This is a genomic window from Pontibacillus halophilus JSM 076056 = DSM 19796 (genome assembly GCF_000425205.1).
GTDB classification, from domain to species: Bacteria; Bacillota; Bacilli; order Bacillales; family BH030062; genus Pontibacillus_A; species Pontibacillus_A halophilus.
The window spans coordinates 293,786-315,649 of the sequence record NZ_AULI01000001.1; the positions used below are offsets into that span (position 1 = coordinate 293,786).

General features: G+C 43.9%; 18 protein-coding genes and 1 riboswitch. Of the genes, 6 read left to right on the top strand and 12 right to left on the bottom strand.

The window, feature by feature from the left end; genetic code table 11:
* Positions 1–22 precede the first annotated feature (22 nt).
* The 5 genes from ribH to H513_RS0101385 all read right to left on the bottom strand — a co-directional run bounded on the left by ribH (position 23) and on the right by H513_RS0101385 (position 4,346).
* Complete coding sequence (gene ribH, locus H513_RS0101365; protein WP_026799087.1) at positions 23–490, bottom strand: 6,7-dimethyl-8-ribityllumazine synthase; 468 nt, start codon at positions 488–490, stop codon at positions 23–25.
* Positions 491–512: 22 nt separating this feature from the next.
* Positions 513–1,706, bottom strand: a complete 1,194-nt coding sequence (locus H513_RS0101370) for a bifunctional 3,4-dihydroxy-2-butanone-4-phosphate synthase/GTP cyclohydrolase II (RefSeq protein ID WP_026799088.1) — start codon at positions 1,704–1,706, stop codon at positions 513–515.
* Between the two features lie 15 nt (positions 1,707–1,721).
* Positions 1,722–2,369 carry a riboflavin synthase gene (ribE, locus tag H513_RS0101375; RefSeq protein ID WP_026799089.1) on the bottom strand — a complete coding sequence of 216 codons (648 nt, stop codon included), beginning with the start codon at positions 2,367–2,369 and terminating at the stop codon, positions 1,722–1,724.
* Between the two features lie 3 nt (positions 2,370–2,372).
* Positions 2,373–3,470 (bottom strand): bifunctional diaminohydroxyphosphoribosylaminopyrimidine deaminase/5-amino-6-(5-phosphoribosylamino)uracil reductase RibD, encoded by a 1,098-nt coding sequence (gene ribD / locus H513_RS0101380; protein WP_026799090.1) that lies wholly within the window; start codon positions 3,468–3,470, stop codon positions 2,373–2,375.
* 143 nt (positions 3,471–3,613) lie between these two features.
* Positions 3,614–3,762, bottom strand: a riboswitch (FMN riboswitch).
* Between the two features lie 125 nt (positions 3,763–3,887).
* The gene (locus H513_RS0101385) at positions 3,888–4,346 is read right to left on the bottom strand and encodes an OsmC family protein (protein WP_026799091.1); all 459 of its coding nucleotides are present in this window, start codon (positions 4,344–4,346) and stop codon (positions 3,888–3,890) included.
* A 163-nt stretch (positions 4,347–4,509) separates the two neighbouring features.
* Here H513_RS0101385 and H513_RS0101390 point away from each other — a divergent pair, with 163 nt between their 5' ends.
* Positions 4,510–5,982 (top strand): phytoene desaturase family protein, encoded by a 1,473-nt coding sequence (locus H513_RS0101390; protein WP_026799092.1) that lies wholly within the window; start codon positions 4,510–4,512, stop codon positions 5,980–5,982.
* Here the strand turns inward: H513_RS0101390 and H513_RS19400 are convergent.
* Positions 5,969–7,252, bottom strand: a complete 1,284-nt coding sequence (locus H513_RS19400) for an MFS transporter (RefSeq protein WP_051239570.1) — start codon at positions 7,250–7,252, stop codon at positions 5,969–5,971. The two genes, H513_RS0101390 and H513_RS19400, sit on opposite strands and share 14 nt — an antisense overlap.
* Positions 7,253–7,433: 181 nt before the next feature.
* Between H513_RS19400 and H513_RS0101400 the strand changes: the two genes are divergently transcribed.
* From H513_RS0101400 to H513_RS0101410, 3 genes are all read left to right on the top strand, one after another.
* Positions 7,434–8,348, top strand: coding sequence for a hypothetical protein (locus H513_RS0101400; RefSeq protein WP_036768789.1), 915 nt, complete (start codon positions 7,434–7,436; stop codon positions 8,346–8,348).
* Between the two features lie 159 nt (positions 8,349–8,507).
* Positions 8,508–9,827 (top strand): cytochrome ubiquinol oxidase subunit I, encoded by a 1,320-nt coding sequence (locus H513_RS0101405; RefSeq protein ID WP_026799094.1) that lies wholly within the window; start codon positions 8,508–8,510, stop codon positions 9,825–9,827.
* Positions 9,828–9,839: 12 nt separating this feature from the next.
* Positions 9,840–10,865 (top strand): cytochrome d ubiquinol oxidase subunit II, encoded by a 1,026-nt coding sequence (locus H513_RS0101410; protein ID WP_026799095.1) that lies wholly within the window; start codon positions 9,840–9,842, stop codon positions 10,863–10,865.
* Between the two features lie 32 nt (positions 10,866–10,897).
* Here the strand turns inward: H513_RS0101410 and H513_RS0101415 are convergent, their stop codons facing one another.
* From H513_RS0101415 to H513_RS0101430, 4 genes are all read right to left on the bottom strand, one after another.
* Positions 10,898–11,506, bottom strand: coding sequence for a hypothetical protein (locus H513_RS0101415; RefSeq protein WP_036768785.1), 609 nt, complete (start codon positions 11,504–11,506; stop codon positions 10,898–10,900).
* 2 nt (positions 11,507–11,508) lie between these two features.
* Positions 11,509–11,703: an SE1561 family protein gene (locus tag H513_RS0101420; protein ID WP_026799097.1), complete on the bottom strand. Its 195-nt coding sequence runs from the start codon at positions 11,701–11,703 to the stop codon at positions 11,509–11,511.
* 107 nt (positions 11,704–11,810) lie between these two features.
* Positions 11,811–13,835, bottom strand: a complete 2,025-nt coding sequence (locus H513_RS0101425; protein ID WP_026799098.1) for a putative bifunctional diguanylate cyclase/phosphodiesterase — start codon at positions 13,833–13,835, stop codon at positions 11,811–11,813.
* A gap of 162 nt (positions 13,836–13,997) precedes the next feature.
* Entirely contained in the window at positions 13,998–15,737 is a 1,740-nt protein-coding gene (locus tag H513_RS0101430; protein WP_026799099.1) for a phospho-sugar mutase, read from the bottom strand.
* Between the two features lie 240 nt (positions 15,738–15,977).
* Here H513_RS0101430 and H513_RS0101435 point away from each other — a divergent pair, with 240 nt between their 5' ends.
* Together H513_RS0101435 and brnQ are read left to right on the top strand one after the other, a co-directional pair.
* On the top strand, positions 15,978–17,063 hold the full coding sequence (locus H513_RS0101435; protein ID WP_026799100.1) for an AI-2E family transporter: 1,086 nt from the start codon (positions 15,978–15,980) through the stop codon (positions 17,061–17,063).
* A 391-nt stretch (positions 17,064–17,454) separates the two neighbouring features.
* Entirely contained in the window at positions 17,455–18,777 is a 1,323-nt protein-coding gene (brnQ, locus tag H513_RS19405) for a branched-chain amino acid transport system II carrier protein (protein ID WP_036768780.1), read from the top strand.
* 38 nt (positions 18,778–18,815) lie between these two features.
* Here the strand turns inward: brnQ and H513_RS0101445 are convergent, their stop codons facing one another.
* Complete coding sequence (locus H513_RS0101445; protein ID WP_026799101.1) at positions 18,816–20,654, bottom strand: cation:proton antiporter; 1,839 nt, start codon at positions 20,652–20,654, stop codon at positions 18,816–18,818.
* 223 nt (positions 20,655–20,877) lie between these two features.
* Positions 20,878–21,825: an NADP-dependent oxidoreductase gene (locus tag H513_RS0101450; protein ID WP_026799102.1), complete on the bottom strand. Its 948-nt coding sequence runs from the start codon at positions 21,823–21,825 to the stop codon at positions 20,878–20,880.
* Between the last annotated feature and the right edge of the window lie 39 nt (positions 21,826–21,864).

A 21,864-nucleotide genomic window follows, 5' to 3' on the forward strand; every position in this document is an offset into this window, starting at 1 on the left:
AACGATCTCGACAGCTTTTCTCTTACATAAAGGATTTAGTTAAGTTTGCCATCTCGATGGCAGCTGTAGCAGCTTCCCATCCTTTGTTGCCGGCTTTCGTGCCCGCTCGTTCAATGGCTTGCTCGATGGTTTCCGTTGTAATCACTCCAAATATAACTGGAATGCCAGATTGCATAGAAGCCTGCGATACGCCTTTTGCAGCTTCTCCACATACGTAGTCAAAGTGAGGCGTAGACCCACGAATGACCGCTCCTAGCGTAATGACTGCATCGTATTTACCTGTATCCGCCATTTTCTTCGCAATGAGTGGAATTTCATAAGCACCAGGTACGTAAGCAACATCCACCCCGTCATCTTCTACTCCATGACGCTTGAGCGCATCAACTGCTCCTTCATACAACTTGGATGTAATAAAGTCATTAAAGCGACCTACAACGATTCCTACTTTCAATCCTGTTCCGACTAAGTTTCCTTCAAATACATTTCCCATGTTTAATTCCTCCTCATATCGCTTAAAAGTGTAATAGATGTCCAAGCTTACTTTGTTTCGTTTTTAAATAGTGTTCATTCTCTCCGCGATGCTTCATCTGAATTCCAACCCGTTCCACGACTTCTAATCCATAACCAGACAGACCAGCAATCTTACGTGGATTGTTCGTTAGTAGCTTCATTTGTTGAACGCCTAAATCGCGTAAGATTTGAGCCCCTATCCCATAATCTCGTAGGTCAGGTGCAAATCCTAACTTCTCATTCGCCTCAACTGTATCAAGTCCTTCCTCCTGCAACTTGTAGGCATGCATCTTATTCAATAATCCGATGCCACGCCCCTCCTGCCTCATATAAAGAAGTACTCCTTGACCCGCTTCTTCAATTTGTTGGAGAGCTGCATGAAGTTGTGGACCACAATCACAACGATAGGAACCGAACACATCTCCTGTTAAGCATTCAGAGTGAACCCGGACGAGCGTTGGTTGCTCGGGATCAAGATCTCCTTTCACTAGTGCAATGTGTTCTTTCCCATCCACTTCATTCGTGTATCCAATCGCTCGGAAATCGCCATATTCGGTTGGCAGCGTAATTTCTACTTCACGATTTACAAGTTTCTCTTCGCGATTGCGATAGTGAATTAAGTCTTGAATTGTAATCATCTTAAGCCCATGTTCATCCGCCATCTTACGTAAGTCAGGGACACGTGCCATAGAACCATCTTCCTTGATGATTTCACAAATTACACCAGCCGGCTGCCCACCAGCTAAGCGAGCTAAATCAACTGCCGCTTCTGTATGACCTGCCCGACGAAGAACTCCACCCTCTTTCGCTAACAGTGGAAATACGTGTCCAGGACGCTTAAAATCATGGCCTTGTGAAGCCGGATTCAGCATTTCGCGTATCGTTAACGAACGTTCTTGTGCGGAGATTCCCGTAGTTGAATATTTATGATCAATACTGACCGTAAAGGCCGTTTCGTGTGGATCTGTATTATGGTCGACCATCGGGAACAGCTGTAACCTGTTAGCGATTTGCTGGTCAACCGGTGTACAGACGAGTCCTTTCCCATGTGTAATCATAAAGTTAATAACTTCAGGCGTTGCGTAATCCGCAAGGGCCACCAAATCCCCTTCATTTTCACGGTCTTCATCGTCACAAACGATGACGACTTTCCCTTGCTTCAACTCTTCTATTGCTTCTTTTATCGAGTCAAACATCTTCGTCAGCTCCTTCTAGTAGAACCCATTGTCCTTTAAGAATTGTTCTGTTACGTTTGATTCTTTTCCGTGGGATGAATTTGAAAGTAGATTTACGACGTACTTCCCAATTAAATCCGTCTCTATATTAACCGTGTCCCCTACTCCTTTATGACCAAGTACAGTATGCTCCATCGTATGTGGAATGAGAGAAATGGTAATCGTATTTGATTTCACTCCAAATACGGTTAGACTTGTGCCATCTACAGCAACAGACCCTTTATAGACGAAATAAGACATCAACTCATCCGGTAGTCGAATGTCGTAATAAACCGCATTCGATTCACGTTCCTTCTGGACAATCGTCCCAACACCGTCGACATGACCAGTTACCATATGTCCACCAAAGCGACCACCAGCGGCCATGGAACGTTCTAGATTAACCTCGCTCCCTTTCTTGAGTTCTCTCAAGCTTGTCGCTTTGTACGTTTCTGGCATCACATCAAAACGCGCTTCGTGTGAAGAGAAATGAGTAACAGTCAGACATACCCCGTTTACAGCTATACTGTCTCCAAGAGACACGTCTTCTAACACGGTCGAAGCTTGAACGGTCAACTCTAGTGCTTCATTTCCTTCGCGTATCGATTCAACCTTACCTAATTCTTCTATAATTCCTGTAAACAACAGTTATTCCCTCCACTCTTCCGGTTTCATAATGACCTTTAAGTCGGGTCCAATTTGCTTAAACTCTGTAATCGTAAGTCGTAACGCTTCAGAAAGATGCCCAATACCTGTTCCTTCCACCGGCGTCAATGCTTCCTTCCCTCCAATTAAGATAGGCGCAATATACTGAACGACTTCCTGAACCGCCTTCGCTCGCACGAAAGCATCGTGAATCGTTCCTCCGCCTTCAACAAACAAGGAGGTGACGTCTCGCTCACCTAACACGGTAAGCAGTTCTTTAATTTCAATCGTATGGGTAGTTAAAGGTACAATTTGAACATGGGGGTAATCAGCAAAGGGGCGCATCAATGCTGATTCAACTTGGCTTCCTGTGATAATCCAAGTTGGTGCTTCGGGGTTTTGTATGAGAGAAGATGAGAGTGGTGTGCGTAAATGGGTATCTAGCACAACACGAATTGGATGCTTCCCGCCTCCTGGGAGTCTCGTCGTCAGGCTTGGATTGTCAGAAAGAACCGTATTCACTCCAACAAGAATGGCATCATGCTTGTGTCGATAACGATGGACATCAAGGCGAGCCTCTTCGCTCGTAATCCATTGACTTTCTCCTGTGGCTGTTGCAATCTTCCCGTCCATGGACATTGCCGTTTTGAGGGTTACGTAAGGCGTTCCCGTTCTCATAGAATGATAGAAGAAGGGATTCAAGGTAGCTGCTTCAGCCTCACACACGCCGACCGCTACTTCAATGCCAGCTTCCTCCAATAAGCGAATGCCTCTCCCGCTTACCTGTGGATTCGGGTCCTGATTAGCTACAACCGCTCGTTTAATACCTGATTGAATGACAAGCTCTGCGCACGGCGGCGTCTTCCCATAGTGGCTGCACGGTTCAAGTGTCACATAAATCGTCGCACCCTTCGCCTTGTCACCAGCCATGGTCAATGCATGTACCTCAGCATGAGCCTCGCCAGCTTTAAGATGGGCACCCATACCGAGAACTTCATTGTCCTTTACGACGACTGCTCCGACAGATGGGTTCGGCGATGTCTGCCCTTTAGTCGCACGAGCCATTTCAATCGCTAGCTTCATATAATGTTGATCGTCCATATTATTTCACCTCCTACGTAACATAAAAACAAAAAAGACCCCGGAAAACGATACACGATTCCCAGGGTCTTGTGACATACGTAACTGTTCGAATGTCTCTAAAATTGGATACACGTCCAGAATTTGATCTTTAGACGTTGCGCCATTTCCTTCTCCCATCCGGACTTTCACCGTCGGCTTTGGATTGGTACCAAATCAGCCATAGCTAGTAGGTAGCTACGGGTCGCGGGCTCGTAAGCGTGTAAGCTTCATCACCGCCGGTTGGGATTTTCACCCGACCCCGAAGGAAAACTTATTCAAATGTACATCATCATCTTATCACGATTATTGTAAAAATCACACAAAGAAAACTCGAGAAAAACCCATTTCTTGTTCATAGGCTTCTCTCGAGCTCGTTTCGGCACCGTTGCCGCAGGGTTATTCAGATGGAGGTAGAACACCTAACGTCGGCTCTAACGTGAGCTTCACGTTTCCTTCAATAGCGCGAGAAATCATACACGTTTTCTCCGCTTTCTCAACGAGTGCCTGGAGCTTGTCCAGCTGTTCCTCTGTCGCATCTTCTTTCAATGTAACAGTTGGACGGTGGATGATCTCATCGTAATTGAAACGACCGTTCGTTACATCCACAATGCCTTCAGACGTCATGCCCATTTCGTGAAGCGGCAGTTCAGCCCGTTCAATCATCGCACCAAGTGTAATGATGTAGCACGTCGCCGCAGCACCTAGTAACATTTCATCGGGATTCGTACCGACGTCTGGTCCGTCCATCTCTTTAGGTATAGAGATTTCTGTTTTCAGTTTATCAGCTTCAATGCGGCCAACAGTGTTACGGCCACCTGGCCATTCAGCATTTAAATGGAAGTGATGCTTTGCCATGCTGTATTCCTCCTTTAAACGTCGTTCTACCCCCATCATACTAAATCATTTCATCTTAATGCGAGTGTTGAGCTCTCTTTGGCCCAATGCGCTCCTTAAAGCATCAACACGTTCCGCTATGGGAATCGTATCGATATACTTATGGTTAAAGGAGGTAGGGACGATGGAGCACTATGACACCCTCATTGTTGGAGCCGGTTTCGGAGGACTGAGTGCAGGAGCTGTCTTGGCGAAGGCCGGTTACAAGGTCGGGGTACTCGAAGCCTCGAATGAACTTGGTGGTTCAGCAGGGAAATTTGACCGATTTGGCTATCGATTTCAAGCTGGCGCTACAGTAGGCATGGGCTTTGAAGAAGGTGGCGTCCTTCAACAATTATTTCAACACCTCGAACTCACCCCTCCACCTATGCGACGGATGGATACGATTATGAACATCTACCTGCCAGATGAAACCATTCATTACTACCGAGATGCGCATAAATGGTTTACAGAGGCAGGCAGAGTGTTTCCTACTAAACAAGCACAAGTACAACGCTTCTTCCATGAGGTGTTTAGCGTTGGTCGAAAACTCGATAGCATCTTAACAGACCTTCCTGTATTTCCACCGAGTCGTCCAAGAGACTGGGCGAATTTGCTAAAATACGTGAACTACCGAAACGTAACGTTACTCCCCTATTTCACGTCGACGGTAGCAGACCGGTTAAAGAAATACCATCTTGATCGAGATGAACGATTCATGACCTTCCTGAATGGACAGCTAATGGACAGTGTACAAACGACCGCTGACCAGTGCCCAGCATTTCTCGGTTATGCAGCCCTCCAAACGTTCCATAAAGGCGCTTATGCCGTTGAAGGCGGGTTAGCATCCATCGCAGAGAAGCTAGGAGCATTCATTGAGGAACAAGGAGGTGCCGTTCACAAACGTAGACCTGCTCTAACCATTGAGCGTCAAGGCTCAGGGTTCCGTATAAAGAGTCGCCGGGAGCGAACGTATGAGGCAGAACGAATCATCTTAAATCATTCCCTGCACAACTTTCATTCTACAGTTTCTCCTGAGTTGGCGAAGGCCTCGAATATCCCGAAAGAAACTGGTCAGGAGAATACATGGGGAGCGTTTATGATGTATTTCGGCGTGAAGGATGAGTTCCGAGATGATGTTCTCTACCATCAAATCGTGCAGGATCAAAATCTGCCATTAAGTGAAGGGAATCAATTTCTACTTTCCTTCTCAGCGAAAGACGACCTGACTATGGCCCCTATCGGGAAACGCTCTGTCACCGTATCCACCCATACAAAGGCAGACCCTTGGTGGAATCAAGAGCATTATGAAGAACGGAAGTCACACTATGAAGAAGTGGTGATGAACGGAATACAGAAGCACTTCCCACAGTTTACGGAGTTAATTGATGTGCGCATGCCAGGTACTCCTGTCACCTTTGAGCGTTTTACTTCTAGACACAAAGGTCAAGTAGGTGGTTATGCGCCAACAGGAAAGTGGAGCTGGCTAAATAGCCAGTCCGTCTATACTGGTATCCCCAAGATGTATGTATGTGGAGATACGGTCTTCCCTGGAGCAGGTACGTTAGGTACTTCGCTGTCAGGATGGCTCGCAGCTGAAGAACTTATGAAGAGTTAGACGTTTGTGTGGGTTCTTGGACCGCCTTGGGGAGCGTCTCTTTCTCTTTCAATTTCTCATTTACGTGTAGGTACAAGAAGAGACCTGTAGCTCCAAAGAGCACATAGAGGATCCCCATGCCAAAGCTTGGAATCACACTGCCTAGCATAATCCCAACTCCAGCCACGAACGTGGCACTATAGAATGTAAATTCGTACACCGCCATATAGGAACTTTTCGCATCGTCAGGAGGTAAATCGCCTAACATGCTTTGAGCGACTGGATAATACATCAGTTCGCCAAGTGTGACTAAGAGCATCATAACCATTAACAGCCATGGTGTATGCGTTAAGGTGAACACCGCATAACCAATCGTATAAATTGTAATGCCAACAATTAAGATGGACTTGTTCTCCCATTTACGAACCATCCATGTCACGAACGTAGCGATGAACACGACAAGGACCGTATTTTCAGTACGTAAGATACCTAGCATCAGTGTCCCATCTACTCCTATGCCCCCATTCCCGAATGGGAGTAAAGGTTCTGCGCTCATCACTTCGGAGAACCGAACTGCGAGATAATTCGTCAATTGTTCCTCTAACGCGAAGATCAACACTCCAGCTCCAAGAAAGGCGAGAAATGTTTTATTTTGAAAGACGGGTTTGTAATTGTTCCAAATAGACGTCTTTTCCTTCCCCTTACTTTGTTCGGGTCGTTTGTACGTTTCGATAATAAAGCGAGACGTGATCCAAGCTGACAAGATCGATAAGGCTGCTACCGCTAAGAACAGCTGAAATAAATAATTTGCGAATAGAAAGGCGCCTAGCATGCCAGCAAGCGCCATGGAGACATTGTTGACCCAGTACATGAGTGTGAACACATAGCGACGATTCTCAGATGTTGTGACATCTAATACCATAGCTTGAGAAGTTGGACCTAACACACCTCCAAACAACATGGACAAGAGCAACAGCCCAAATGTTCCGTACGTCTCGCTATACCATGGGGAATTGAGGAATGCAATAACTATGAAAACCATTCCAACCCCAAACTCTGACCATACCATTAGTTGCTTTCGCCCAATCTGGTCAGATATAAATCCGCCTACAAGGCCCCCTACCAAACCACTCAAGACGACTGCCATTAGCATGAGGCCGGTCATCACTTCCCCCACTCGTCCTGCGAAATAAATAGCCAAATATGGAAAGACAGCCCCCATTGTGAAGCCAGTTAAAAACTGCATGCAGATTCGAATTTGTACGTTTCGATGTAAATCTTTGAATTTCACACTTTCTCCCCCTGTCTACTCTTTCTCTCTGTATCGGCTCGTTATATCTCTTTTCAACCATCCCATTAACTTCCATGTCTCAAATTCAAAACCCTTTCGCTTCCATAGGATTATTGAGACAATCAGTATAGAATGAACGTAACCGTTACATGCGTTATACATAGAATTGGAGGCGAAAGTAATGAAACAATTATCTACCGGGGCGTTTCAATCCGCGCAGGACTGGGTGCTTACGTATGGACGCCCTTTGGAACAAGCTTTATTCCGGCTTGCATTTGAAAACGGGAACAGAATGGAAGTATTTGCGGAGATTGAAAGGTATCAAAATGAAGACGGAGGATTTGGGAATGGTCTGGAACCAGATTTTCTTACACCTGCCTCATCTTCTCTTGCGACCTCTGTTGCGCTTCAACGGTTGCTACCCTTTTATGATGACCGTGAGGCACAGCCAATCTTTCGTAAGGCGGTTCGTTATTTAGAGTCTACCTTTGATGAAGAACGTCGTGGCTGGTATGCTGTACCGAAAGAAGTGAACGATGCTCCACACGCCCCATGGTGGGCCGTAAATGATTCAGGACAATCTGGTATCGATGATACATGGGGCAATCCGAATGCAGAATTGATTGGATACATGACGCTTTTTGAGAGCTACTCCAAACGACTTAATATGGATTTCTTACTAGAAGTAGCCGTCCAGACTTTCTTGCAGAAAGAACAATTTGAATCTCATGAATTGTATAGCTATATGAGGTTATTTGCGACGATTCCAGAGGTTCGGTCTGAGTCGGTGGAGGAGCAGCTTGTAAGAGGAGTTCAACAAACGGTTCACTTGTCTAAAGAAGACTGGAAGAACTACGTTCCGACTCCACTACAATTTGTTCCAACCCCACAGTCATCGACATATGGAATACCAGAACGAGCCATTGAAGAGAATCTAGACCACCTTATCGAACAACTCGAATCAGAAGGAGTAATCCGACCGACTTGGAGTTGGGGGACGGATGAAGACGCCTGGGAGCAATCAAAGCAAGATTGGACTGGCATTCGAACGATTGAAGCCTTATTCACACTACATCGCTATGGGCGAATCGCATAATACGTAGCCTTACACACCTGCTTTCTAACAGAAGCAGGTGTTTTCAATTTATCTTTGTTTGGGGATTCATTCCTTTGCTCCCAATGATGCATAACCTTTCACAGATTAGGGATAAATAGGAGAGATACAACACGAATTCAAAAACAGGGGTGAATTGTCGTGGATGCGGTCGTACTCGCTCGAATCTTATTCGGTTCCACTTTAGGGTTTCACATTATCTATGCCACACTCGGCGTAGGAATTCCGCTTATCGTCATTATCGCAGAAGTCCTCTACGCTATTAAGAAAGATAAAGATTACGCACTGCTCTCTAAGCGTCTCGTTAAAGGGTTCGCCATCCTTTTGGCAGGCGCGATTGCAACAGGAACCATTGTAGCCGTGCTATTAAATCTTTTATGGCCTGCATACATGGAAATTGTCGGTCAAGTTATTGCACTTCCGTTCCAAATTGAGATTTATGCCTTCTTAATTGAGGCCTTGTTCATGTCGATGTACTTATACGCAGCAGACCGTATGCCAAACTGGCTACGAATTCTAAGCATCATCTTTGTTGCGTTTGGAGCTTTGGCGTCTGCCATCTTAATTACGGATGCACATAGTTGGATGAACACTCCATCTGGATTTGAAATGACGGTAAATGGTGAAGTCATTAACGTCGATCCATGGAAGGCGTTCTTTAATCCAAGCTTCGGTGTGACTGCTGTTCACGTAGCTGTATCGGCGTATATGACAGTCGCCTTTATCATTGGCTCTATTGCAGCATTCAAATTACTTAAGAAGAATATCAGCTCTCGTGAACGTACGTATCACCGGAAGAGCCTAACGATTGCTCTTTATGTTGGAGCGATTATGTCTCTTTCTACTGCGATTAATGGACACGAGACAGCTCAAATGCTTCACGAATACATGCCACGTAAATTAGCAGGAGCAGAAGGCTTATTTGAAACCACTAAATATGCACCGTTATCTATAGGTGGGTTCACAAGTCGTGAAGAAGAGGAAGTCTTATATGCAATTGAAGTGCCATACGCACTCAGCTTCTTAGCTGGGGACAGGTTCGATACGGAGGTACTTGGGCTTAATGAGTTTCCAGAGGAATTATGGCCTCCACTTTACATCCATACCCTCTTTAACGTCATGGTAGGGATTGGGAGCTTGCTTATTGTGTTGTCGTTCTTCGCTATCTTCTTAAGGTGGATTCGAAAGAAAGAATTGCCTGGGTGGATGCTCGCACTTCTCGTAGGAGCAGGGCCACTCGCCATGATTGGCATTGAGACCGGCTGGTGCTTTAGCTGTATCGGTCGACAACCGTGGACCATTAATGACGTATTAAAGACACACGAAGCGGCTACTCAAGCGAATCATGTCGGAGTCATGCTTTTCTTGTTCCTCGGTCTATATTTCATACTTGCCGTCGCAACAGTTGTCGTTTTAATCAGTTATTTCAAACGACAACCGCTCGATGAGGAAATGGTTTAAGGGGGCCAATACATGCAAGAGTCTACAATTGCCGTTACAATCCTATGGAGCTTCTTATTTATTTACTCCATGCTCGGCTCCCTTGACTTCGGAGCAGGGTTCTGGGGAATGATTTATGGAAAGAACGCTAAAACAACCGCAGCTCGACTTGCGAACCGCTTTCTATCACCTACGTGGGAAGTTACCAATGTATTCCTTGTCTTAATGGTCGTATCGTTGTACAGTTTCTTCCCGTTTGCTGCATCCTTGTTGGCCACGTTACTTCTCGTTCCTGTTGGATTAGGTGTCATTCTATTAACCATTCGAACGACGTTTATGGTGTTTGCGGAGAAGGTCAATCGTTTCCAACGAACCTTTACAGTCATATCTGGACTAACAGGTGTGTTAATTCCAGCGCTATTGATTTCAATCTTACCGATCACGCTTGGTGGATTTATTGACGATAGCGGAGATTTTCCTCAGCTCATGTTCGGCAAGCTCTTCACATCAACGACAGTGTATATGCACATCCTGTTCGGATTGAGCACAGAATTCTTCTTGTCCGCACTGTTTCTAAGTGACTATGCAATTGAGGCAAATGACAAGAAAGCTCACAATACCTATCGGAAGCTTTCCATATGGCTTGGCCCGTTGACGTTAATCTTAGCCGTGCTAACAACCATTACCATGAATGAGGAAGCCTCATGGATTGTTGAGAACATCCAAGAGAACATGTACGGATTTCTCATGTCCTTCATCTTCTTCCTGATTGGATACACCCTGCTCTTTGTCAAACGTCCAAACGGAGAAAGGGGCTATACGAGACTTGCGATGATTTCAATCATCTTACAATATGCATTCGCGATTTATGCATACGGCGCAGCTCATATGCCTTACCTCGTCTATCCGTACTTGACAATAGAGGATGGATTCACGAACCCAGCGACGTTCTACCAAATCATGATTGCTTTCTCGATTGGAATGGCTATCCTCATACCTGGATTCATTCTATTCTGGCGTCTCTTCTTGAAAGACAAGCGTTACTTAGAGCAAGAATAAAAGAAGGTGAAGTCTACCGTAATCGGTGGACTTCACCTTCTTCTCATTACTTGACCAAGGTAGAGTAGTGGTCCAAATATAGGAAGCGCACCATACCAGAAACGCCCTCGCTTCTGTTGATTCGTCTCTTTCTCATGAAGGTCAATCACGTACATAGACAACCCTGTCAGTATAAGAAAGTCAACAGACATAACGTGAACAAAATTCGAGGTTCGAAAAGCTTCTTGATACACTTTAAGATCTCCAAAGATAAATCCATATCCAACTAGAAAGGCAGATAGCAGGAATAGAGTAACGATTACCCCCGGCTTAAACAATGCATTCTGTACGGATTGAGATAGACGACGGGTTTGACGTCTCTTCCCTCTTCTTAAGATGAAATAGGGCAGCAAACCAAAAGCTCCGATAACAAATGAAGAAAATGCGAATGGCCAAGCCGGAACCTCGTCTCGGTCCATATCGGTTAGAAGTAGCGTATAAATAAATGGCCATACCCCTAACATGGAGAATACCGATACTAAGAGCGGGTCCGGGTCATTCAAGGTGAACAGATCTTTAAGAACACCACTATCTTCATTCGGAGCGAGGAAAACGGAATAGACGAGAAACGAAACCCATACGAACAGGAACACAAAGCGCATGCTTATCGCCCCTCTTCCCAATCTTGTTTAAAGCGGTTAATCTTAATCTCTAGCTCACTCATCATCGTAAGAAAGCGTTCTAAATCTTCTACGTCTACGCTCTCTGCATCATAAGTAGCGACTACTTCGTGTAGCATTTGAACGCGGTTTTGGACATATCGTAGTTGAGAAGCTTTATCTTGGACTGATTTCCCCATGCTTTCACCCCCTCCTTCTCTTGTATATATCACTATTCTATACACGACCGCTACTAAAATGAAAGTAGACCGAACACTTCAATGTTCCGTCTACTTTCTCTGTTTCTTTATGCAGTTGCAACGATGAGCTGGCGCTCCACTGATTCAGAGCACATAGGCTTGTAGTAATAGAACCCTTGTAAGTTGTCGCAACCTAACTCAACGAGCAGCTCCACTTGTTTCTCTGTCTCTACCCCTTCAGCCGTCACACTAAATCCTAAATCTTTAGCTAGTTGGATAATTGACTTCACAATTGATTGCTTTTTACGGTCTTGTTCAATTTCTTGGATGAACGACCGATCAATCTTCAATGTATCAATAGGTAATCGCTGTAAATAGTTCAGCGAGGAAAGGCCCGTACCAAAATCGTCTAGTGCAATTCGTACACCTAAATCTCTTAACATCTCAAGCGTTCGAACGGCTTCCTCAATATCTTTCATCACCGATGTTTCTGTTATCTCTAATTCAATGGATTCTGGCTGAACATCGTATTCCATTAGTAACTTCTTCATCATGGAGTATACGTGGCCATATTGAAAATGAACAGGAGAGATATTAATCGCTAAATTTGATAGTGGTATATGAAGCTGTTTCCACTCTTGTAGTTGTTGAAGTGCCTTTGCAATCACCCATTCTGTAATCTCCACAATCAATCCGTTTCGTTCTGCAATCGGGATAAATTCAGCAGGAGATACAGACCCAAGCTCGGAATTGTTCCACCTTAGCAACACTTCGGCTTGGTAAGGAACTCCATAGACAACATCCATCTTCGGTTGGTAATGAAGAAGGAATTCGTCTTTCTCCAAAGCATGTTGCAAGTGAGACAGAATTAAGTTCTCTCTCGCACGGTCATGCAACGTCTGATTATACACCTGTACGTTATTTCTACCATGAACTTTGGCATAATGAAGTGCTTGTTCAGCCTGCATAATTAAATTGTCCTCCACCCGTTTCTCAAAGGATAAGACACTTGCTCCTATAGATATTGTCGACTTAAATTGAAAACGTTCGTATTCAAATGGGATAGACTGAAACTGAATTTGCAAGCCACATAAATAGCCTTCTAACTCTTCGGCACATAGTTTAGAATGTGTGAGAACACCGAAGCGATTTCCGTCTAAGCGAGCCAATCGTTGATGTGGTTGCAAGTAGTTCTGAATTCGCTTTGCCACCTGTCTTAGAAATTCATCCCCCGCCTCGTATCCAAACGTGTCGTTCACCCACTTAAAATGGTCTACATCGATGAGCACACAAGCAAGGCACTCTTGTTGCTTCTTAGCCCGTTCCACCTCTTCCTCATTCACTTTAATAAAGTAACGTCGATTTGGCAGCGAAGTTAAATGGTCGTAATAAGCCATTTGGAGAGAGCTTCTAGATTCAACCCGTCCAAAGAGGACTACAATCGTCAGCATAATCATGAGCACAACGACTACAGTAATAATAAGCAATGTCTCATTACCAGGCGCCCTCTTTATATCTTCTGTAACTCCTTGAATATCGTAGAAGCTAAGCGACTTAACTCCTAAATAATGTATGCCAATTGAGAGGATGACTAATACAAGCGAATAAAGAACTTTATATTGAATATGGAATTTCAATTGAACACGCTTATAAATGTATAAGACAAGCCATGAGGCAAGCATAGAATAGATAAATGTGAAGAACAGCAACTCATAATCAAATTCTACATGTACTCCTTCAATATGAACCGCCTTAAGCCCTAAGAGAACCATGGAACTAACTCCAGCTCCGATAACAACCGTTGAAAGGATAATCCACCTTAGACGATCTCTCGTAACACTATAGAAAACAGTCCAAGAAGCTACCATCATTGGGACGATAGAGAAGAAGGTTAACGGCCAGCTATAATGGATGGGTGCAGGCATCCGTAATGCAGCTAATGAAATATAGTGAAAGGCCCAGACAGTAAGTGCCATCACAAGGGATCCAATTAACATCCATACGCCCTTTGTCCCTGTCCGTGTTTTTACTAAATGTTGAGATATGTCGAGGGCTATGTAGGAGCCAAACAAAGATATCCCTATGGTTAAGGCTAATATCCCGTAATGATAACTACCATAGATCTCATCCAAATGAACCACTCCCACCCTAATTCAGGGTCTTTTTTCTTATTATTTTACATGTGATTTGGAATAATTGGAATCCTATCTCAGTTAAGACTTAGTAAATTTTTGCTCTACTTGTCATAAAAAATACAAAAACAGGCAAGCTGGTTCATCCAGCCTGCCTGTTTCTTATTTTTCTTGATAAAGCACTTTGTTCATTTCGTTCATAAATGCTTCTTTCAATGACTTCAATTTCTTCTCGCTCTCTTCAACTGAAGGCGTATTGACACCGAAATAGCATTTTATCTTAGGCTCTGTTCCAGATGGACGTAAACAACACCAGCTTCCATCAGCCAAATGGAACTTAATGACGTCTGCTTTCGGAAGGTTAATCTCTTTAACTGAACCAGAAGCTTGATTACGTTTCGTCTGCGCCTCGTAGTCTTCAACCGTAGCCACTTCAAACTCTCCAATCTGCTCATACTGAGTAGAACGGAAGTGGTTCATTAAGGATTGAATCTTCTCTGACCCGTCTTTTCCTTTCAGCGTCGTAGACTCAAGGCCTTCCAAATAATACCCGAAGCGGTCAAATAAAGAATGAAGCGCCTCATGCAAGGACTTCCCTTCCCCTTTCCAGTAAGCAGCCATCTCAGCTGATAACATAGCCGCTTGTACAGCATCCTTATCACGGACAAAGTCGCCAACTAGATAACCATAACTTTCTTCGTAACCAAATAGGAAGGTTCCTTCACCTTGGTCATAGAATTCTTGTATTTTCTCACCAATGAACTTAAATCCTGTAAGCGTCTCAATCGTAGGGATATGGTAGTAATCTGCAATGGCTCGTCCTAATTCAGACGTTACAATCGTCTTAATCATGCGTCCGTCCTCAGGGAGTTCATCTGCTTGTGAGAGAATATAATCAAGCATAAGCGCACCTAATTGATTCCCTGTCAGCACCTCAAATTCGCCTTGGCCGTTGCGTACAGCAACACCCAAACGGTCCGCATCTGGGTCTGTCCCAATTAACATGTCCGCATCAACTTCTTCCCCAAGCTGAATGGCATGTTCGAAAGCTTGGTGTTCTTCGGGATTTGGAGATGCTACTGTACTGAATTCAGGGTCTGGCTCCGCCTGTTCCTTCACTACGTATACCTGATTAAAGCCTAGCTGTTCAAGCCCTTCTTTAACTGGGAGATGTGCCGTACCGTGAAGCGGAGTGAAGACCACCTTCACATCTTTCGCATGTTGCTTAATGGCTTCTTCGTTCTTTGTAATCGTCGCCAACTTCTGTAAGTACGCCTTGTCGACTGTGTCTCCAATCCATACGAGCTTTCCATCCGCTTCTGCTTGCTCTCTCGTAATCGTATCAATCTCGATCTCATCTTCAATTGCTTCTATTTGATGATAGATTTTATCTGCCTGTTCTGGGGGCGTCTGTCCACCCAGGTCATTATATACTTTAAATCCATTGTATTCAGGAGGGTTGTGACTTGCTGTAATCATAATTCCAGCCGCTGCGTGAAGATAGCGTACAGCAAACGATAGATATGGCGTAGGACGAAGAGATTCGAACACATAGGTCTGAATTCCCTTTGCTCCAAGCACTCTAGCTGCTTCAATCGCAAACTCCCTCGAGTTATAGCGTGAATCATACCCAACCGCTACTCCACGCGACTGGTAGTGTTCTACATGGTTTTCTATGTATGCCGCTAATCCGGCTACCGCTTTTCGAACGGTGTACGTATTCATTCGGTTCGTACCTGGACCCATTACCCCTCGTAATCCACCCGTACCGAAAGCCAAGTTCTGATAGAACGAATCCTCAAGCTCCGATTCGTTAGTCCCAATTTTCTCTAACTCTACCTTCATGTCCGCATCAAGCTTCGGATGATTGTACCATTTCTCATAAGTAGTCTTCCAATCCATATAACCCCTCCTTAAAGATAGAGACTTTGCAAACAATCATGCCCAACTCTAAGCATGACGGCGTCACAAAGCCAGATAAAAAACAACTACTTTCAGTATACAATGAGATAGAGACTCATACTATAAAGATGGCAAACTCTTTTCATAAATTCACGTGATAAATTAAAAGGATATAGAATTGTTATATGGTACACTATTTGGTAATAATAGATAGTAAGATTCTAAGTAGGTGGTGGTAGCGTGTCGACGCTTATACATAGAAAATGGTTTCAATCACTCATTGTAGCCATCCTTGTGTTTATTCTCATCTGGATGATTAGCCAAGTCAGCTTTATCTTTGGCCCACTAACGAAATATATCGGTGCCGTTGCTTTTCCCTTTATCGCAGCAGGAGTGCTGTACTATGTAACAAGACCCATCGTTCTGTTCCTGGAACGCTACAAAGTTCCTCGGTTTTTAGCGATTTTAACCGTGTTCGGAATCATCATCTTTGTAGTTTATTTAATTTCCACATTTATCGCACCAATCGCTCAAAGTCAGTTTACGAAGCTAATTGACAACTGGCCAGCAATGGTGCAGGAAGTTGAATATCTCGTTAGTATTTGGCAGAGCAACCAATCGATTCTTCCTGATCAAGTCACGACGACACTTGAAGATATGCAAGACAAGCTGTTTGCTAACTTACAAGACCTAGCGGTGAATGCAACATCCATCATCGTGACTGCCATCAGTTCCATCGTACAATTCTTGTTTCTGCTTGTACTTGTGCCGTTCTTCTTATTCTATATGTTGAAAGATGGAGAGAAGCTAAAGCCTTTCCTCATGCAATTCTTTAAGGAACGAAAGGCACAGAGCTTTGGTAGGTTATTAAATGGCATTGATTCAACCTTATCCGCCTTTATCCAAGGTCAAATGCTTGTCAGTGTATGTGTTGGAATCTTGCTTTACATCGGTTATTTAATTGTGGGGCTCCCCTACGCTCTTTCTCTGGCGTTATTCGGAATGATTACAAACGTCATACCGTTCGCAGGACCTTATCTTGCTGTTATTCCTGCGCTACTCGTCGCAATGTTCCAGAATCCGCTCACCATTGTATGGGTGATTGTGATTATGATTATTGCTCAGCAAATTGAAGGAAACCTCATCTCGCCGAACGTCATGGGGAAAGCACTTAGTTTACACCCATTAACCATTATTACGTTAATTCTAGCAGCAGGTAGCATTGCTGGATTTATCGGTTTGTTATTTGTCATCCCATTCTACGCTGTCGTGAAGACAATCGTTGTACATTTCTACCGAGAATGGCTGAACGAACCAGAAATCTAATAAAAGCGTCCTAATCTTAATAGTAGATTAGGACGCTTTTATTATTCTCAAACAATTCCAATGATTTTATCCTTTAAAAAAATTTATAGATGATTTATGCTAGTAAAGTTGTTTTTCTTAGGAGGATAATGAACTGGGATATAACCCAGATTTATCTATAATCTTCCATAATTTTATTGTTAATTCTAAATTTTTTGATAATTAATTGACAAGATACGACAAACGTTGATAAGATAACCTCATCTTACCCCCCATAAGAGGGAAGACTTTTTTGTCTTATTAATTGTTAGAATTGTTTGTCAATTTGTTTACTAGAAAGTCTCGCCTATTGTTCTAGGTTGTTCGTTTTCCGACCAATTGGATAGACTAACGATAGAAAGGAGCTTGGAATATGCGCACGAAAGATATATTCCTTATCGGGTTTATGTTGTTTGCCCTATTCTTTGGAGCCGGGAATCTAATTTACCCGCCTAGCCTCGGTATTCAAGCCGGAACTTCCTACTGGCTAGCTATAAGTGGATTTATTATTACAGGTGTTGGATTGCCTATATTAGGGGTGACTGCAATCGCCCTTGGTGGAACGGATGCAAGAGGATTCGCATCAAGGGTATCCCCACTCTTCGGGACCGTGTTCGCATCCGTCATTTATTTAGCTATTGCGCCCTTCTTTGGGATTCCAAGAGCGGCCAATGTAGCCTACGAAATGGGCGTTGAGCCTCTCTTTGGATCGGTTACGAGCGGATGGGTGCTACCAGTCTTCTCTGTCTTATTCTTTGCACTTGTGTACTGGGTAAGTCTTAACCCTAGTAAGATTGTAGACCGGATTGGTCAATGGCTGACTCCTATTCTTCTCATTGCAATCGTAGGCCTCTGTATGGCAAGCTTCTTAGGCTTCGAAGCGCCAGCTCAGTCACCAAGTGGTGATTATACAGAAGGACCTTTCTTTAGCGGATTTATCAATGGATATCTTACGATGGATGCCATTGCGGGACTTGCATTCGGTATTATTGTTGTGAAGGCATTAAAAGACAGAGGCGTCGCTCAAAAAAGAACGTTGATTAAGCAGACGTTAAAAGCTGGGGCTGTCACAGCAGCCGGTCTTATTTTCGTTTATACGTCTATTGGGTGGATTGGTACCAAGATGGCAAGCGAAGGAACCTTCGACAATGGCGGTGATATTCTGTCCAATGCGACCGCCATGCTATTTGGACCTAACGGGGCTCTGTTACTCGGCGTAATTGTAGCTCTCGCATGTTTCACAACATGTGTAGGACTCACTGTTGCAAACAGTCAGTTCTTCTCAGAAACGTTTCAATCTATTTCGTATCAAACCATGGTTCGACTCACCACGCTTGTTAGTTTATTGATTACAAATCTAGGTCTGAGTCAAATTATTGAAATCTCTGTACCCGTCCTCTCATTCGTTTACCCATTGGCGATTGTATTAATGGTGTTGTCGTTATTTGACGCACTGTTCAATAGTTCGCCGTACGTGTATCGAGGAGCACTACTATTGACCTTTATCGTAGCTCTCTACGATGGACTGAACGCGTTGGCTATCAATGTATCGTTCCTTGAACAGATTTTAACTCCTTTACCTTTATTCCAAGAAGGACTGGGGTGGATTACGTTGGCTCTTATAGGGGCGTTCCTTGGGTGGTTATATAGCTTGATTAACCCTACCCCTCAACCAGCCTCTAAAAAGGTTTCATAGCATTAGAAAAGCGCTAGAGCATGGCTCTAGCGCTTTTGTTAGGTTTTCTTTTCTGTGATTTTCTCTTGAATCTTCTTAAATTCTTTCGTAGGAGGCGTCAAGCTGACAACAAGATCACCTGGTTCAGCTTTACGCTGAGACTTCCTTGTGAAGAATTCGATTTTGCCTGATGGCTTTAGGATAAAGAGCGGAATCGCCTCTGGATGACGCTCATCCATGTATTGCTGATAACGGTATTGGTTCGTAATATTCGTCTTACGGAATACAAAGCCGCTTTCTACTTTCTCATTCAATGCTTCCCACGTCGCCTGTTCATTGAAGAGCAGTCGGCCTCCAATTGTATTCCCCATCGCCTCTAAATCTTCCCCTCTTCGATTGTGAAGCGCAAGTTGGAATAAATTCGAACGACCAATTTCAGGTACAAACGTGTTACATACAAGCGCATTGTATGAGTCCAGTTCAGATGCTGCAATCATATATTCATAAGGCGTCATGTCCAAATTATACTCCGTCTGTTCCGAGAGAATCTCTTCACGAATAAACGGAATCCCAGCTTTCCTTGCTGTTTCTAACCTTTGGAAAGAGGAATCTGAGATGAGTACAGGAATCTTTAGTTCCTTTAACGTCTTCGATAACGCAGTACTAAACGAACTTGCACCAACAATTAGTACCCCCGGCTGGTTGTCTATGGCAAGGCCTAGCTTCTTCGCTAACCAACCAATCGAGAAACCATGAGCAAGTACAGTAGAAAATACAAGGGCAAACGTAAGTGACGTCAGAATGGAAGCATCTTCAAATCCTGATTCAGACAACACACTCGAGAAGTAACTCGCAACCGTTAGAGCCACAATCCCTCTAGGTGCAATCCATCCGACGAACGTCTTCTCAGCCGAAGTTAAATCCGTACCAATGGTTGAGAGCCATATCGATAATGGACGTACGACAAACAACATCAATAAGACGAATGCCAAGATGTTAATATCTAAGATTTGCAGTAACGTTTCTTTCGTTAACGAGGCTGTCAACATTACGAAGACAGCTGACGTAAGCAAGATCGAGATATTCTCCTTGAAATGTCGCATATCCTGAATAGATGAAATATGCATATTCGCAAGCGTAATCCCCATTGCTGTAACTGCTAATAGTCCTGTTTCATGCGTGATTTCATCAGCAACAGTGAAACACGCAATGACAACACCAAACATGACAGGGGATTTAAGGAACTCAGGCACATGACCATTCTCGAAGATGTAACCTAATCCCTTTGCACAACCATAACCTAGTAAGGTTGCAAAGCCTGAGGCTAGGAAGAACATGAGAAGTGTCATGGCTGTAACATCGTCATTCGAGAAGAATTGGATAATCTCAAAGGCGAATACAGCAAGTAATGCTCCAAATGGGTCGACTACAATTCCTTCCCACTTTAATAATGCAGCAGGTCTTGGCTTTAGCTTAGCCTGTCGGAGCAATGGCAAGATGACCGTTGGCCCTGTTACGATGAATAGCCCACCAATAACGAATGCGACAGCTAGAGACAGTCCTGCGACGTAGTGCGCGGCAAGCGAGCCTAAAATCCAAGCTAGGAACGCTCCAATGGTGACAATTCGGAATACCGGTCGACCAAGTCCACGAACCTCTCTAAAATCAAGACTTAAACTTCCTTCAAATAATATAATAGCCACTGCCAATGAAATCAGTGGTTTAAAGACTTCACCAAAATCTTCAGATGGATTTATCACACCCAGTATCGGGCCAGCTAGCAACCCCACAATCGACATCACGACTATGGCTGGAATACGAAAACGCCATCCGACCCATTGCGACCCTATTCCTAAGGCAGCAATCAACATTGTATCAAAGAGCAATGAATCAAACATAGAATGGCTCCTTTACTTCTGTATTTATGTGTATGTATAGAGGGCACATTTATGGAATATATAAAAACATTTTAAAACGGTAAACCATTAATGTAAATTCATAACTTTTTTTCTTTACAAAAACATTACCTTTCCCCCTATATTTTCTGTTAATTATACGTTTCCATACTACATAAAGAAAGACTAACCTTATTTTTAAGGTTAGTCTTCTACAATGAACGGATTAGCAATCATCCTCTTTCATTTGAATAACGATTTTGCCTCTTGCATGATGGGTAGCACTTAATTCATGAGCCTCTTTCACGCCTTGCTCGTTAAACTCGAATACATGGCCAACAATGGGTTTAACTTTCTTCTGTTCTAATAGGCTTCCGATTGCCGCTAACTGTTCGCCATCCGGCTCAAGCCAGTAAGCTTCCGCATGTACGCCTCGTTCTTTGGCAAGCTCTTCGTGATCAACTCCAACGATTGAAACAAGCTTCCCACCTTGTTTCAATGTCCGAAGACTTCCCGCTTGAACATCGCCTCCTAATGTATCGAGTACTGCATCCACATCCTTCACAACATCTTCAAAGTTCTCATCCTTATAATTAATAAATTGGTCGACACCTAAAGATTTTAGTAGTTCTTCATTTGAGCCGCTAGCTGTGGAGCTTACATAGGCACCTGCTTCTTTCGCAAACTGTATGGCGAAACTTCCTACGCCTCCAGAACCAGCATGAATGAGCACATGATCGCCTTCTTGAATGTTTAAGGAGTCAAACAAGCACTGCCAAGCGGTTAAACCGGCAAGAGGGACAGAAGCTGCCTCAGAGAACTTCACGCCATCTGGAAGCGGCGCAAGGAGCGATTCATCCACTGGTACATACTCCGCATACGTTCCCTGGTTCGTTGTAGCAGGGCGTGCAAATACGCGGTCACCTGGCTTATATCCTTCTACATCTTCTCCAACCTCCGTAATGATACCAGCTACATCCCAACCTAATATAATGGGAAAGTCCCACTTCAACATTTCTTGTAAGTACCCTTCGCGTACCTTCCAATCAATTGGGTTGATTGAAGTAGCGTACACCTCTACTAGGACTTGATTGCGCTCAATCTCTGGGGTTGGCACTTCTTTTCCTTTAAGGACTTCTGTGCCCCCGTATTGCTCTATAACAACTGCATTCATATTTAACCCTCCCATACGTTTCTCTTCAATCCCTCATTT